This is a genomic window from Gallintestinimicrobium sp. (genome assembly GCF_046968865.1).
GTDB lineage: Bacteria > Bacillota > Clostridia > Lachnospirales > Lachnospiraceae > Gallintestinimicrobium > Gallintestinimicrobium propionicum.
Window position 1 is genome coordinate 1 of record NZ_JBKVPW010000006.1, and the last position, 13,347, is coordinate 13,347.

The 13,347-nt window shown below is 43.7% G+C and carries 18 protein-coding genes and 1 riboswitch; of the genes, 12 read left to right on the top strand and 6 right to left on the bottom strand.

The genetic code is table 11. From position 1 onward, the window contains the following. The 7 genes from ACLTOQ_RS06650 to ACLTOQ_RS06680 form a co-directional block, all read left to right on the top strand. Nucleotides 1-473: ABC transporter ATP-binding protein (locus ACLTOQ_RS06650; RefSeq protein WP_412319121.1), on the top strand; the 473-nt coding region annotated here is incomplete at its 5' end. Further along, nucleotides 463-2,673, top strand: a complete 2,211-nt coding sequence (locus tag ACLTOQ_RS06655) for an FtsX-like permease family protein (RefSeq protein WP_412319122.1) — start codon at nt 463-465, stop codon at nt 2,671-2,673. The genes ACLTOQ_RS06650 and ACLTOQ_RS06655, both read left to right, overlap by 11 nt. A gap of 16 nt (nt 2,674-2,689) precedes the next feature. Then, nucleotides 2,690-4,657: an ABC transporter permease gene (locus tag ACLTOQ_RS06660; RefSeq protein WP_412319123.1), complete on the top strand. Its 1,968-nt coding sequence runs from the start codon at nt 2,690-2,692 to the stop codon at nt 4,655-4,657. A 150-nt stretch (nt 4,658-4,807) separates the two neighbouring features. Continuing rightward, nucleotides 4,808-4,972, top strand: a complete 165-nt coding sequence (locus tag ACLTOQ_RS06665) for a DUF6440 family protein (RefSeq protein WP_117497604.1) — start codon at nt 4,808-4,810, stop codon at nt 4,970-4,972. Nucleotides 4,973-5,027: 55 nt separating this feature from the next. Then, entirely contained in the window at nt 5,028-5,462 is a 435-nt protein-coding gene (locus tag ACLTOQ_RS06670) for a winged helix-turn-helix domain-containing protein (RefSeq protein WP_029465871.1), read from the top strand. A 167-nt stretch (nt 5,463-5,629) separates the two neighbouring features. Further along, nucleotides 5,630-6,544 (top strand): hypothetical protein, encoded by a 915-nt coding sequence (locus ACLTOQ_RS06675; protein ID WP_412319124.1) that lies wholly within the window; start codon nt 5,630-5,632, stop codon nt 6,542-6,544. Nucleotides 6,545-6,548: 4 nt separating this feature from the next. Next, a complete protein-coding gene (locus ACLTOQ_RS06680; RefSeq protein WP_412319125.1) occupies nt 6,549-6,959 on the top strand; it encodes a hypothetical protein in 411 nt (136 codons plus the stop codon). Nucleotides 6,960-6,989: 30 nt separating this feature from the next. On the opposite strand, the gene ACLTOQ_RS06685 is transcribed toward ACLTOQ_RS06680, so the two are convergent. Next, nucleotides 6,990-7,319 (bottom strand): helix-turn-helix domain-containing protein, encoded by a 330-nt coding sequence (locus tag ACLTOQ_RS06685; RefSeq protein WP_003501971.1) that lies wholly within the window; start codon nt 7,317-7,319, stop codon nt 6,990-6,992. Nucleotides 7,320-7,445: 126 nt separating this feature from the next. On the opposite strand from ACLTOQ_RS06685, the gene ACLTOQ_RS06690 reads away from it, so the two are divergent. From ACLTOQ_RS06690 to ACLTOQ_RS06705, 4 genes are all read left to right on the top strand, one after another. Beyond that, complete coding sequence (locus ACLTOQ_RS06690) at nt 7,446-7,994, top strand: SLOG family protein (RefSeq protein WP_118560398.1); 549 nt, start codon at nt 7,446-7,448, stop codon at nt 7,992-7,994. 467 nt (nt 7,995-8,461) lie between these two features. After that, the gene (locus tag ACLTOQ_RS06695) at nt 8,462-8,761 is read left to right on the top strand and encodes a hypothetical protein (RefSeq protein WP_412319126.1); all 300 of its coding nucleotides are present in this window, start codon (nt 8,462-8,464) and stop codon (nt 8,759-8,761) included. Nucleotides 8,762-8,780: 19 nt separating this feature from the next. After that, nucleotides 8,781-9,188 (top strand): sigma-70 family RNA polymerase sigma factor, encoded by a 408-nt coding sequence (locus tag ACLTOQ_RS06700; RefSeq protein ID WP_238117712.1) that lies wholly within the window; start codon nt 8,781-8,783, stop codon nt 9,186-9,188. After that, nucleotides 9,185-9,367 (top strand): helix-turn-helix domain-containing protein, encoded by a 183-nt coding sequence (locus ACLTOQ_RS06705; RefSeq protein ID WP_080908623.1) that lies wholly within the window; start codon nt 9,185-9,187, stop codon nt 9,365-9,367. Before ACLTOQ_RS06700 ends, ACLTOQ_RS06705 begins: the two co-directional genes overlap by 4 nt. A gap of 53 nt (nt 9,368-9,420) precedes the next feature. Here ACLTOQ_RS06705 and ACLTOQ_RS06710 read toward each other — a convergent pair whose 3' ends face one another. The 4 genes from ACLTOQ_RS06710 to ACLTOQ_RS06725 all read right to left on the bottom strand — a co-directional run bounded on the left by ACLTOQ_RS06710 (nt 9,421) and on the right by ACLTOQ_RS06725 (nt 12,212). Further along, nucleotides 9,421-9,846: a winged helix-turn-helix domain-containing protein gene (locus ACLTOQ_RS06710; RefSeq protein WP_412319127.1), complete on the bottom strand. Its 426-nt coding sequence runs from the start codon at nt 9,844-9,846 to the stop codon at nt 9,421-9,423. A 170-nt stretch (nt 9,847-10,016) separates the two neighbouring features. Beyond that, nucleotides 10,017-10,709, bottom strand: a complete 693-nt coding sequence (locus ACLTOQ_RS06715; protein WP_412319128.1) for a riboflavin kinase — start codon at nt 10,707-10,709, stop codon at nt 10,017-10,019. A gap of 8 nt (nt 10,710-10,717) precedes the next feature. Continuing rightward, nucleotides 10,718-11,362, bottom strand: a complete 645-nt coding sequence (locus tag ACLTOQ_RS06720) for an ECF transporter S component (protein WP_148336080.1) — start codon at nt 11,360-11,362, stop codon at nt 10,718-10,720. A 117-nt stretch (nt 11,363-11,479) separates the two neighbouring features. Further along, nucleotides 11,480-11,595, bottom strand: a riboswitch (FMN riboswitch). A gap of 98 nt (nt 11,596-11,693) precedes the next feature. Then, nucleotides 11,694-12,212 (bottom strand): nitroreductase family protein, encoded by a 519-nt coding sequence (locus ACLTOQ_RS06725; protein ID WP_148336683.1) that lies wholly within the window; start codon nt 12,210-12,212, stop codon nt 11,694-11,696. A 152-nt stretch (nt 12,213-12,364) separates the two neighbouring features. Between ACLTOQ_RS06725 and ACLTOQ_RS06730 the strand changes: the two genes are divergently transcribed. Beyond that, nucleotides 12,365-12,718, top strand: a complete 354-nt coding sequence (locus tag ACLTOQ_RS06730) for a winged helix-turn-helix transcriptional regulator (RefSeq protein WP_412319129.1) — start codon at nt 12,365-12,367, stop codon at nt 12,716-12,718. 141 nt (nt 12,719-12,859) lie between these two features. On the opposite strand, the gene ACLTOQ_RS06735 is transcribed toward ACLTOQ_RS06730, so the two are convergent. Next, complete coding sequence (locus ACLTOQ_RS06735; protein ID WP_412319130.1) at nt 12,860-13,282, bottom strand: winged helix-turn-helix domain-containing protein; 423 nt, start codon at nt 13,280-13,282, stop codon at nt 12,860-12,862. Between the last annotated feature and the right edge of the window lie 65 nt (nt 13,283-13,347).

The window sequence follows — 13,347 nt, forward strand, 5'->3', positions numbered from 1 at the left end:
ACACGCTGACCATTTCGGAAAACATAGCCCTGGCGCTGACCATCAACAAGGTTCCCGCAGGCGAGATCGATGGGCGGGTGCGGGAAATGGCCGGAAAGCTGAATATCACGGACATTCTGGATAAGTACCCCTATCAGGTGTCTGGAGGCCAGAAGCAGCGGTGCGCCTGCGCCAGAGCCATTATCAACCAGCCTAAGCTGATTTTGGCGGACGAACCCACCGGCGCGTTAGATAGTCACTCGTCCCAGATGCTGCTTTCGACGATCCAGAGTATCAACGAAGATCTCGGAGCCACGATCCTGATGGTGACACACGACGCTTTCTCAGCAAGCTATGCCAATCGTATTCTCTTTTTGAGGGATGGGGCAATCTTTACAGAAATTTTCAAAGGCAGCGATTCACGCAGGACTTTCTTTGAAAAAATTCTGGATGTCCTCACCATGATGGGAGGGGGCGTGAGTGATGTACGCTAAACTGGCACTTCGCAATGTCCGCCGAACAGCCAGAGATTACTTGATTTATGTGGTTACACTGGTTTTGTCGGTTGGAATGTTTTATGGATTCTTTTCTCTGGTAAGTCCCTATTACAATGCGACACTTCCCGTACCCATCCATTTAGATGTACTGAAGAAAATGATGCGGATCGCAGTACCATTGGTGGGACTTTTTGTAGTATTTTTGATGTCCTATGTTAATTCCTATATGCTTCGGCGTAAACAGAAGGAATTTGCGATTGAGACGATTATTGGGATGGAGCAGAAAACAGTTGCCTTCTTATTCTTTTTGGAAACTTCTGTTATGGGAGCTGCTGCGATTTTATTAGGTGTACTGTTGGGAATGCTGCTTTCTCAGATTATCAGTGTGATTGTTGTTCAATCTTTCGGTGAGAATTACCATTTGCATTTGTCTCTGTTTCCGGACACTTTTCTTGGAACTGTTATCTTTTTTGGTGCGATTGTACTTTTGCTGGGAATTAAGAACCTGTTTGCTGTACGAAAACTGAAAATCATTCAGATGTTGCAAAATAGTCAGAAAGGTGTAGAAAATATTCCTTTAACGCGGCAGGTTGGGAAGTGGGTGGTGGTCTGTACCGCAGTTTCAACTGTGATCCTTGGGATGATGGCTGCTCTAAGCTGTTTGGTTTTACATTATCCGGCAGCTCTTTTCAGGGTATTGTTTCTGACTTTCCTGGCTGCTGGCTTTTTGGTATCAGCTGTGTTTTTCTTTCTTGCTGGCAGAAAGAAAAGAGATGGAAGTGGTCCGCTAATGGCACTCACAATTTTTGGAGATGCTGAAGGGATTGCTCTTTTGGTTCTTTCCCCGCTTTTTGATTCGTTGGTACGCCAAAGAATAGCGATACAGGCGTATTTGACGATGCCACCAGTCTTTGCACTATTGCTTCTTGTATTTTCCTTGATTGCTTTTTTTAGCAATCTTACTTGGTGGCTATCAAAAATGATTCGTAAGCCTTCTGCCAGATACTATCGGAATCTGTTCTGGCTTGGGCAAATCAAGAGTAGAATGGGAACCAGTTCCAAGACGATGGGGGTCATCTCCTGCGTCCTGACAGCAGCTCTGGTCCTCTTTTCCTATCTTCCCGTTCTGGCGCTTCGGATTCAATCGTACCAGCTCGCTCTTTCTGTATACGATGTGCAGGTAGGGACGATGTACCGGGCAGAAGAATCTTTGTTACCAACAGGGACTCTGGACTATGATGCGATTACCGAATATCTGGAACAAGGGGGATACTTTGTAACTGGAAAGGCGCAGGGAGAGCTTTACTTCCTTGAGAATGAGGATATTGGCAGTGGGCAAAAGAAGATTCCGTTTCTTGCAGTTTCGTTATCTGACTACAACGAATTGAGGGCGTTGTCCGGCCTGGAACCGGCTGTGTTGCCCGATGATACATTTGGGGTTTCTTGGAACCGGGAAGCAGTAGAAACGGAGATGCAGGAAATTGACCGAAATATCCGTCAGATCCAAGTGAATGGCATTGTTCTTAATAAGGCCCAAGACGCCGACTTTCAGGATTCGATAGGAATTAACCTGTTTACCAGCAGGACAAAAGCGGTTTATGTTTTGCCGGACGCAGCTATCTCAGACCTTCGGATTGCGACCACATTTTATTCTGCAAATACCGATAAGCCTTTAACTTATGAATTTGCAAAACAATTTGAAGAAAATATGGGCACATATCAGAGAGAACTTGGAAATTTCCCGCCGGAGTCTGCATTTATTCGTTTGAATACCTTACAGTCCAATGAGGGTATTTCAAATATGCTGTTATTGTCACTGATTGGCACCTATGCGGCGCTTGTGTTGTTAGTAAGCAGTTTTACTATGTTATCGGTTCAACAGCTTACAGACGCTATTGAACAAAAACATCGTTTTGACATCATTCGTAAATTAGGAGTGGAGCGTAAAGAATGCCAGAAAACTGCTCGTCGGCAAATGTATTTCTGGTTTGGACTTCCGGTTCTGACGGCGATAGTTGGAAGTATTGGAGTTTTTTCCTATTTGCTTTGGAGCAATTACAATGAGATTATCGCCTATGTTTTGCCTTCGCAAATTGGAATAATCCTGACCCTATCCTATATCTCTTTTATAATCGTCTTTGGATGTTATTTTGTGTCAACCTATTACCTGTTTCAAAGGAACATAGAAAAACATTAAAGGAAGGGAGGTCGTAATGATGTACTGGAAGTTAGCAATTCAAAATATCCGCAGAAGCCTGCGGGATTATATCATTTACTTTGTGACGCTTACCTTGACTGCGGCATTGATGTACTCATTTTTGGCATTGGGGTTTTCATCAGATGTTCTTGCCATGGCAGAAAATATGTCGATGCTGACGACTGGAATTTTGCTTATGTCAGCTCTGGTTGCTTTTATGTCCTCGTTTGTGATCGGTTATGCGATCCGCTTTATGCTGGGACGACGGAAAAAAGAGTTTGCAACCTACGAATTGATTGGCATGGAAGCAAAGACAGTACGAAATTTGTTCCTTGCTGAAAACAGTATCATCGGCACTGGGGCCTTTCTGCTTGGTTCTTTGGTTGGCACAGGGCTTTCCGGTTTGCTGAATCAGGTGGTAAAAAATATCTTTGAGGTGCCGCATACCTATCAGATTTCCTTTTCTCTCCAGGCATGGGCAGTAACATTTTTGTTTTTTGCCTTGATGTATGGTTTTGGGATGTTTCGGGCGGCAAAGATTATTCGGCATCAGAAAGTGATCGATCTGCTGTATGATAACCGCAAGAATGAAGAATACCGTTTCAAATCATACAGTCGTAGTCTTCTGGTAGTATTGCTTTCAATCGCTGCAATGGTTACAGGCGTGATTTTGCTTGGGCGGATGCTTCAGACACAAACCAATGAAGCATTTTTGTACCTTGGCGGAGCCTGCTTGCTCATTCTGGTGGGTGTTTACGAGCTGCATCGCCAGATTCCGCTTTTGCTGCACCGATTTGCAAAACAAAATCTGCGCCATAAGTACAAAGAAGAAAATCTGTTCTTCCTGGGGCAGATTGGGCGGCGCATCCATTCTGCTGGCCGGACAATGGCTGTGGTGGCGATTCTTTTAACCATATCCCTGGCAACCATGTTTGTGGGGCTTACAATGGGAGCAGGCTACAAAGCCAACATGAAAGCCTACTATCCCTATGATGCAGGCGTGGCGATTGATGCACCTTTGGAGAAATCCAGCATGGATTCCATCGTTTCCTTTACAGAGGAGCATTGTGGAGTCGAGGATTCTGTGAGCTATTATCTGTATGCGGTTCCTGAAAAACCAATCGAAGCCTTGTCCTTGTCCGACTATAACCACCTGCGTGAGATTTTGGGACTTTCTCCTGTTTCCATGAGCGACAACGAGTTTTTGGTTCATTGTGATACATGGAACTATATGGACGGAATCCGGCAGGGCTTGAAGCAGCAGCCGGAGATCACATTAAATGGTCGAACCTTGACTATTGCAGAGACACCGATTCTGACGGAGCCGATGGAGCAGTATCAAATGGCCGGAACGAAGGGATATGTACTTGTTCTGCCGGATGAAGCAGCTTCACAATTCGTCGGAGAAAAAATCCGTCTGGCGATGAAACTGGAAGATGGCGGATACCCGGAATTGAAAAGCGACTTGAAGCAATTCCTGAACAGTGGGAAATGGCAGCCGGAATTGCAGTCCGGTCAACAGCTCCCGGAAAAAGTAACGATGGGTGTTACAGTAAAGGCGTGGGGCGTTGCCAATTCGCTGACTGGATTTACAGCCATTTCGTTCTGCGGATTGTATTTAAGCATTATTTTTATCATTCTATCCTGCTCGGTTCTTGCATTTGAGCAGCTTTTTGCCATAGACAAAAACCAGAAGAATTATGCAGTCATTGACCGTTTGGGTGTACCGTGCCACAGGCAGGCTTCCCTGATCCGCAGGGAACTGTCCACAGTCTTTTTGATCCCACTGCTATTCCCTCTTTTGCTGACGGTTTTACTGATTACAGGGGCACAGTTCTTTTTCGGAGAGGCAATCTTGCAGCAGGGACTTGTACCTCTTTATGGTCTGGTGACGATCCTGCTATTCTGTGCAATCTACCTGACCTATTTTGGTGCAACAATGTTCTTATTCAAACGGGTTATTCTTCGGCCGGAAATGAGATGAAAATTGAATTGCTACAAAAATGAAGCAATTCCGCCTGTTTTCTTGCCGAAAAAGAAAGCGGTTAGGAGATTTCTGCAACATTTGGCCTTTATCATAGAGTAATAAATTAGAAATGCTGATACCTTACACTATGCAAAGGAGTGGATTACTATGGCAAACAAAGAAAAGCGCTTTGAAACAATCTATACACAGGGAACTTCCTTGAGTATTGTTGTAGACACCGAAACAGGTGTAAACTACCTTGTCCATGATACGGGGATTACCCCTTTGCTGGATAAAAACGGAACAGTCGTTATTACTGAAATAAACAAGTAAACTTTATATTGGCTGCAGGGTATCAGCATTCTAATTATGAATAAGGGAGGGACATATGGGAAAAATCTTTGTATTGTCGGTAACAGACCATGAAGAATACATACTTAGCAGAATTATGGAGATTATTGCAGCCGAGCCAGGATTTGACCATATTGTGTCATCTCATCCTTGTAATACTCTTGTTTTTCCGGGATTGGAGCTTCGCTTGAAGGAGAGAACGGTACACCGAAACGGCGAGTTAATTTCTATGACCCATCGGGAATTTGCGACATTGGTATACTTGGCTAACCACCCGTCCTGGGTATTTTCTGCCGGGCAGATTTATGAAGAAGTGTGGGGTGAGGATGGTGAAAACTGCGGAACAGCCGTTGCCAGCGTCATTGGTCAGATCCGCAGAAAACTGACACCGGATATGCCGAAAGCGGGTTATATCCGTACTGTTTTGGGGAGCGGATACAAATTTGAAGTTCCGCAGGGTATGGCAGAATAGAACAATCAAATATATATTAGCTGCGCACATTATGAAGCAGCCAAAAGCGGGAAACCTTTATGATGGGTCTCCTGCTTTTTGTTTTCATAAAAATAGTGTGTGATTGTTGAGAATAGGCGTCATATAGGCGTAAAGGATATGTATAAAGCAAAAAGGAGGCATTACATATGCTTATTGGCGTTGATCATGGCAACAAACAAATTAAAACGGTTCATTGCAACCCCTTTGTGTCTGGTCTTAAGCAGAGTGTCACCCGTCCCTTTGGACAGAATGTGCTGAGGTATCAGAATACCTACTATACGCTGTCTACTGAGCGGATTCCTTATCGGAAAGATAAAACGGAGGACAATCGCTTCTTTATCCTGACCCTATTTGCTCTGGCTGGTGAGATTGAAGCGAGGGGAGCATATTCCTCAGAGGTTCAGCGTATACAACTGGCAGTAGGGTTGCCGCCGGCACACTTTGGCGCCCAGGTGGAGCGGTTTACACAATACTTTGGGCAGCGGGGAATGGTAGAATTTGAGGTGCAGGGCAAGCCGTACTCCATCTATATTGAAGATGTGGCCTGCTTTCCACAGGCATATGCAGCGGCGGCCACCATGCTTCACGCGCTTGTTGAAGAGCCAAAGGCGGTAATTTTGGATATTGGTGGGTTTACTGCTGACTATCTGCTGATGAAAAACGGAGAGATTGACCTTACCTCCTGTGATTCGTTAGAAAATGGCGTGATCCTGTTGTACAATAAGGTGCGTTCAAAGGTGAATTCGGAGCTGGATCTGTTGTTGGATGAAGGAGATGTGGATGCCATACTGATGGGAAAAAAGACTCAATATCCGGATGCAGCCATACGGCTGACAGAACAGATGGCGCAGGAATTTATCAATGACCTGTTCAGCACGTTGCGGGAGCGAATGTTGGACTTGCAATATTGCAAGGTAGTATTTGTAGGCGGTGGCGCCATTCTTTTGAAGCGGCAGATCGAAACTTCGGGCAAGGTGGGAACACCATTCTTCGTACCGAAAATCAATGCAAATGCGGATGGCTATGAGTATCTGTACCGGATTGAAACAGCAGGCAGGTGATGGTATGGGCGAGAAAAAAGAACGAGGACGGTTTACGCTGCGCTTTAATGAGGGCGATCCCATACACGAGACTGCCATTGGATTACTGGAGTTACAGAGTCCCCGCACAAAAGCGCAATATGTGGCAAATGCAGTGGTCTACTATAATGAGCACTTTGGGCAGGAGCCGCAGCCGCTAAATGCTTCGATTATCAGCAAAGAAGCGGTGGTAGCTATCGTCAAAGAGATTTTGCGGCAGGAAGGTATGGGACAGGAAAAAGCAAAAGAGCAGATTCCCACAGCCAGATTGGTGGAGAAGCTTGCAGCGCCTGTGATGCTTTCGGCTGCACAGGAAGTGGACGATGATCCGGAAATGGACGATAGGACACGCAGCCTGATTGCCAGTACTTTGTCTGCGTTCCGCAGCAGGGGATAATCAAAAGAGGCATGGGAGCCAGTGATGCTCCTATGCCTCTTCCTGTATGGCCGCGATAAAACTGTCTAAAATATCTTCAAAATGCCTGTATTGTTTGGGTGTTAGTGTGGAAATCTTCTCCATAAGAAGGGAGGAATCTGTTTCTGTGATGACGCCTCGCAACAAATACTCGGTGCTGATGTGAAGTGCATCACAGACTTTGAGGATCGTCTCAGGCCGCATAGCCTTTTGACCCAGTTCTGCGGTGGAGATGGTCTGTGGTGTGACATGAGCCAGCTCTGCCAGAGTTTCTTGGGTCATATTTAGTTGTTTCCTCCGGTCGAAGATCCGTTTACCCATATCTTTCAGTAGATTTTCCATGCGTCACCTCCATGCTATAGTTACATTTTATCCGCTATGACATGGATTATTAAGCGGTCATGGTTGATTTATCTCGTCCATGGCAAGTATAATATGCAGAGGAGTACGCCAGGAAAGGAGAATTATATGAACAGTTTTTCGTGTGTGATTACAGGTCACAGACCGACCAGATTTAAGTTCAAATATAATGAAAAGGATAAACGCTGCCAACGGATTAAAAAGTGTCTGCAGGAGCAACTCATACGACTCTATCATCAGGGAGTACGATGCTTTTGGGTTGGAGGAGCAATGGGCGTTGATATGTGGGCAGCGGAGCTCCTGCTACGTATGAAAGAGCAGCAAGCGTATCAAGATGTGGAATTGTGTCTGGCTCTCCCTTTTGAGGGTTACAATGCAGACTGGGATGACTGGCACCGAAAGAGGATGGATTTTATTTGCAGATATGCTGAGAAGGTCTTAGTGCTGGGCGAAATGCCCTCAAGCGAAAGCTATAAGAAACGCAATTACTATATGGTGGAGCAGGCCGGGCATATGATAGCTGTCTATGATAATGCACACAATATGCGGTCCGGAACCCAGCAGACGGTCAACTATGCCAAGAAGAAAGGACTCCAGATCATTTATATCCATCCAGATACAGCCCAGGTAACAGAGGAAGATATAACTAAAAAATAAAGGAAGGGCTCTAAAGCGGGACACTGAGAGAGGTTGAAAAGCAGTGTGTCCGTTTTAGAGCCTGTTTTGTCATATAATGTCGAATGATTTTCTTTTTACTCGAAAGCGACTCCAATGCTACTCCAAAAGTTTCCGAAAACTGTCAGTTACACTGTAATTATGGCAGTGATCCCAAAACCAATGAAAACTCGATAAGTGGAGGTGGGGGGATGAGATCAGTACAGTACCCAATGAAAATCGGAAGAAGAGGGTGGTCTTTATCCTGACAATAAGGATGAAGGCCGCCTTTTGTTTTAATTTCATAGATTCATAGAATAGTTGGAATAGCATTTGAAAAAAGTATTATTTCACAATTTAACAATTATCAGCAGGGCGGCAGCGTTGCGCTGCCATATCGCGAAAGAAAGGGGATGATGCAGGCCGCCTGTGTGCCGTCCGCATAACTGCGGACAGGGAGTAACGATGTTATGGAAAAAGGATTCCACAACATCGAGCAGTTCATTGCTTTCATAACTCCAGGACACACGGCTTTTCATGAACGGCTCTCAATAGGGGTATATCGTCGAGGCAGGACGAGAGAGTTTTCTCCACATAAAGAAAAACCTCCACCTGCTCGGATGGTATCTATTGAACTGCTCGATGCAGCAATTCAGGGAACAGCTGGTTTTGTCCATTGGTACAAAGCTGGCTGTTTTTGTTTATCACAGCCAGGTTTTGTCCGGTGCAGGGCACCGCCAGAAGCTCGGGAAATTCGTGGAAATTCTTGAGACTTTTGGAGGTAAAGCCATGTGGCAACGGAACAATGGACAGGCAGAAGATGACCTGCAATTCAGATTTACAGCATATTTGGTGTCGGCGGTCAAGCGCCGCAGAAAAGATTATTTGATTCAGCTTTATAAGCGCAGCAGCATAGAGAGTAGTTCGGAAGTGGTTTACGAATCCGAACCCAGCTCAGAGGAAGTGGTTTTAGACAAGTTGCCGCTTATGGATGTCATTGAGAATGGAGCGCTTCTGGAGGCACTTCAGAAACTCAATGAGCGGGAGCGCCAGATCTTTCTGGCTCGAACGCTGGAGGAAGAAGATTTTGAGACTCTGGGAGTAAAGTTTGAACTTTCCTACAAGGGGGCAGCTGCACTTTACTACAGGACGATTCAGAAAATCAGAAAGAGCATTGAAGGAGGTGACAAGAGATGAATTTTGAATGTCTCCTTCTCAGCGCCAAGGCTGGAAACGAGGATGCCATTACGGCGATTTTACAGATGTATCGTCCATTGCTGTTAAAGTATGCCATTATAGATGGTGTGCTGGATGAGGATCTGTACCAGGAATTGAGCATTATTTTGTTGAAGGCGATTAAACTGTTTAAGATTTAAGTCAATGAGAAAGGCTCCGAGATCATTATGGCCTCGGAGCCTTTCTTGCTGACTTAAAAGGGAGAACTGTTAAATTTATATCCACTGCCCAGTACAGTGCGGATATAGCCACCTTTTGGGGTATCTGGCGTCAACTTGCGCCGGATCTGGCTGATGATGCTGGCAACGGCGGTTCCGCAGTGTTCACCGTCCGCAGCCCACACAGCCTCATAGATCTGTCTGGCAGAAAAGACCCAGCCAGGATGGCGAGCCAGATAAGCAAGGACAGCAAACTCATGATGAGTTAGTGTAACAAGTTGACCTCTGCAGAATACTGCCTGCTCCTTCAGGCGAATCTCAAGCTCCGGAAAGGGGAGAGTGTCATCCGAGAGTGGGAGAGCAATATGGTCAAGCTCTGGTTCGTCTGCAAGGGCTTCCATAATTTTATTGAGTATGTGTTCTTCATGGTCTGCAACGGATAATATTAAAAATTTGCCCATATTGTTCACATCCTTTCTTCTCTCTATATGAATAAGCAGTGGTCTTGTTTTTGGTGAAACCTAAATGAACTGGGGGATAGTATCAGAGCCGTTTCTGTTTATAAAAGGTTGCTGAACACGAAGACTTCAAAATTTTGAGAATGGCGCTATTTGCTCTTGTGTTTACCACCTTACTCGGAATTGAATTTATAACCATAGCCAATTACTGTTTTTATATACTCGTGTCCCATGCAATATGGCTTTAGCCTTTTTCGTATTTGAAAAATCGTGTTTTCTACTGCATGCAAATGGTTATTTGTGGGTTCATGCCAAATCTGTTCATAAATCTGTTCTTTTGTGAATGCGGTTTGAGGAGATTGCAGTAACAGATAAAGGACTTCAAATTCGTTTGTTGATAAATAAACTTCCTGCTGTTCTAATATTACACAATGCCGGTTAACATCAATGTGTAAGGTGTGATTTGTTTGCTTTAATCCCCAAAATTCTTGTGCCATTGTCCGGTCATTCGCAATTTGTTCAAGCAGCAAGGATAATTCATTGAATTTTCTGACTTCCCTCAATTTCTTATATAGGTTGACAGTTATCGTACACCCATATATATCCTTATCAAAATCAAAAATATATGTTTCGATTGAAATAAAACTATCATTATCAAGTGTAGGGCGCGTCCCAATGTGGGTAACACCGTAATATCTCTTATCGCTTAAAAGAATATCTGCCACATATACTCCTGTTTTTGGCAAAAAATCTTTTTTTTCGATTGCTATGTTCGCGGTAGGTGTCCCCACATGCTTTCCAATACCTCGGCCATGTATAACGGTTCCTGTTAGTGTGTAAATAGGCTCATTTAGTTTTTCTTTCATTTCGATCCTCATATAATCCCATTCATTGACAGGATAATCAAAACACAAGTTACAATAATAAAACTTGCCAATATAAGCAGACCAGTATGCTTTTGTCTTGCTTCATTTTCCGAAGCAGCAACATATCCGCTTTTTCTCAAAGCGGTAACTATGGGCTTATACAGTAAAAAGGTAATGGATGCATTTAACCCACCTTTCAACAAGTTAAATGGAAGAAAGGCAGGAAGTAACAATTCTACAACTGCTTCTCTTGGATACCCCATATAAAGCGGTGTTACCAAATAGTTCCACAACAGCATAACAACAACCGTTATGAGCCATCCCGATGCCAGACCAATCACTGCACCAGATAAAGTGTGCTTTTTTTTGTAAATGACAGATGCCGTACACGCAAAAGATAGTGTTTGTACGATATTCATGATACAACCTAATATTCCAGTATCGCTTACTGTAATCATTTCAAGGATTGCCACAATGACAGATACGATACAAGAAGTCATCGGTCCCCAAATAAAGCCGCCCAAAGTTACAATAACATCGGATGGGTCGTACTTTAAGAATAGAATAATCGGAATCCTGCCGACAACCATGGTGACATAAGTGATCGCACATAGCATCCCAATAGTGGTGACTCTTTTTGTTTTACTGTTCATAATTGCTTTCCTCCGTGGCAAAAAATTAACACCCAAAAGAAAAGGTCTTTCGGGTGTTAACATTATAATTAGGCCACAGAAAAGAAAGTAAGCCCCTTAAAATCTGCGGAAATCTAACCATATCTTCTTTCATCCAGACTATACTGTTGGTTTTGGAATTACACCAAATCGTGCGTTTTACGCTCGCGGACTTTACCGCCAATCGGGAATTTCACCCTGCCCCGAAGACACTTTTATTCAGTTGTTTCCCCGCAATTATAACATCAACTATTTTTGGAAGCAATGAGTTGAAGATAGTTCGGAAGTATTTCGGAAATCGAGTCATACTCGGTTACAGTTTTTCATACGAAACTAAGTCAGTGAGTGGAATCCTCATGTGTTCATGTCTTTCTGTATCTGCTGGCGCTTCATTTCCATAACCGATTACCAAAATATTGATTGGCTCTAAATTATCGGGTAAATCAAATTCTTTCCGGATAACATCAGGTTGAAAGTAGCATACCCATACGGTGCCCAAACCTAATTCTGTTGCCTCTAACATCATATGGTCTGTTAGGATAGCTGCGTCAATGTCTCCAGTTTGTTTTTGGTCAAAGGGGCGAACCCATGCCTTGTTATGATCTGCACATACAATGATTGCAAGAGGAGCATTATAAATATTTGCCCCTTTGCTGATTTTTTCCAGCCCTTCTTTGCTTTCTACTGCAATTAAATGAACCGGCTGTAGGTTTGCTGCTGTAGGTGCAACATGAGCAGCCTGCAAAATTTTATCAAGCTTCTCTTTCTCCACTTTTTTGCCACTGTAATTGCGTACAGAATACCGTTTTTTTGCAATCTCAATAAAATTCATCATGGTCAATCCTTTCTTGGTGCTGTATAATTTAGTTGACATATTCAATCGTCGTACTAATTTTAACATGGTGCAGTAGAATAACAAGATTGCACTTTTCAGGTAGATACTTCCCTCAAAGAAAGTACCCAAAAAGGAGTGAGTTTATAAAAATGAATTATCAAAAAGAACAATTTAGTTGTCCAGTGGAAGCCACACTTTTTCTGATTGGAGGAAAATATAAACCTCTCATTCTTTGGCATTTGATAGAAAAACCTTTGCACTACATGGAATTACAACGCTTAATTCCAAAAGCCACACCTAAAATGCTTTCACAACAACTTCGCGATTTGGAAGAATGCGGCATGATTCATAGAGAAGTAATTCCAGAAAAACCACCTAAAACTTTGTATTCTCTTACTGCGTTTGGAAAAAGTATCATTCCGGTATTAGATTCTATGTGTAACTGGGGAATACACTTTCTTGAAGGCTTGGATATTACACCGCCTTGTGGTTCAAAACTATAAATAGTCTATTGGGGAAGAGCAGACTGCCCTTCGTCGAATTTATATGCGTTTTTTCAAGTAATACGAAAAGCTATATTTGCTGCCTTATTTTATACAAAACGAAGCGCCGGACAGAGCCAATCAGCATATGTCCGGCGTTTCCTATATTACGGATTCAAATTTATATCCACTGCCCAGTACAGTGCGAATATAGCCACCCTTTGGTGTTTCTGGCGTCAATTTACGCCGTATCTGACCGATAACGCTGGCAACAGCAGTCCCGCAGTTTTCACCGTCTCTATCCCATACGGCCTTATAAATCTGGCTGGCTGAGAATACCCAGCTGGGATGACGAGCCAGATATGTAAGGACAGCAAACTCATGGTGAGTCAGAGTAACAAGTTGACCTCTGCAGGATACTGTCTGCTCCTTTAGCCGAATTTCCAGATTTTTAAAAGAAAGAATGTTGCAAGGGAGAGGAGGCGCAATATGGTTAAGCTTCGGCTCGTTTGCGATAGTTTCCATAATTTTATTGAGTATATGTTCTTCGTGGTCAGTGACGGATAATATTAAAAATTTGCCCATATTGTTCGCCTCCTTTGCTTGGGGTAAATGCGGAAAACTGTTGTGCCAGTGGCCGCCAACTGTAC

Bases quoted from the DNA above. Each gene is read 5' to 3' on its own strand.
- ACLTOQ_RS06655 (WP_412319122.1), top strand. From the start codon at position 463: ATGTACGCTAAACTGGCACTTCGCAATGTCCGCCGAACAGCCAGAGAT.
- ACLTOQ_RS06660 (WP_412319123.1), top strand. From the start codon at position 2,690: ATGATGTACTGGAAGTTAGCAATTCAAAATATCCGCAGAAGCCTGCGG.
- ACLTOQ_RS06665 (WP_117497604.1), top strand. From the start codon at position 4,808: ATGGCAAACAAAGAAAAGCGCTTTGAAACAATCTATACACAGGGAACT.
- ACLTOQ_RS06670 (WP_029465871.1), top strand. From the start codon at position 5,028: ATGGGAAAAATCTTTGTATTGTCGGTAACAGACCATGAAGAATACATA.
- ACLTOQ_RS06675 (WP_412319124.1), top strand. From the start codon at position 5,630: ATGCTTATTGGCGTTGATCATGGCAACAAACAAATTAAAACGGTTCAT.
- ACLTOQ_RS06680 (WP_412319125.1), top strand. From the start codon at position 6,549: ATGGGCGAGAAAAAAGAACGAGGACGGTTTACGCTGCGCTTTAATGAG.
- ACLTOQ_RS06685 (WP_003501971.1), bottom strand. From the start codon at position 7,319: ATGGAAAATCTACTGAAAGATATGGGTAAACGGATCTTCGACCGGAGG.
- ACLTOQ_RS06690 (WP_118560398.1), top strand. From the start codon at position 7,446: ATGAACAGTTTTTCGTGTGTGATTACAGGTCACAGACCGACCAGATTT.
- ACLTOQ_RS06695 (WP_412319126.1), top strand. From the start codon at position 8,462: ATGGAAAAAGGATTCCACAACATCGAGCAGTTCATTGCTTTCATAACT.
- ACLTOQ_RS06700 (WP_238117712.1), top strand. From the start codon at position 8,781: ATGTGGCAACGGAACAATGGACAGGCAGAAGATGACCTGCAATTCAGA.
- ACLTOQ_RS06705 (WP_080908623.1), top strand. From the start codon at position 9,185: ATGAATTTTGAATGTCTCCTTCTCAGCGCCAAGGCTGGAAACGAGGAT.
- ACLTOQ_RS06710 (WP_412319127.1), bottom strand. From the start codon at position 9,846: ATGGGCAAATTTTTAATATTATCCGTTGCAGACCATGAAGAACACATA.
- ACLTOQ_RS06715 (WP_412319128.1), bottom strand. From the start codon at position 10,709: ATGAAAGAAAAACTAAATGAGCCTATTTACACACTAACAGGAACCGTT.
- ACLTOQ_RS06720 (WP_148336080.1), bottom strand. From the start codon at position 11,362: ATGAACAGTAAAACAAAAAGAGTCACCACTATTGGGATGCTATGTGCG.
- ACLTOQ_RS06725 (WP_148336683.1), bottom strand. From the start codon at position 12,212: ATGAATTTTATTGAGATTGCAAAAAAACGGTATTCTGTACGCAATTAC.
- ACLTOQ_RS06730 (WP_412319129.1), top strand. From the start codon at position 12,365: ATGAATTATCAAAAAGAACAATTTAGTTGTCCAGTGGAAGCCACACTT.
- ACLTOQ_RS06735 (WP_412319130.1), bottom strand. From the start codon at position 13,282: ATGGGCAAATTTTTAATATTATCCGTCACTGACCACGAAGAACATATA.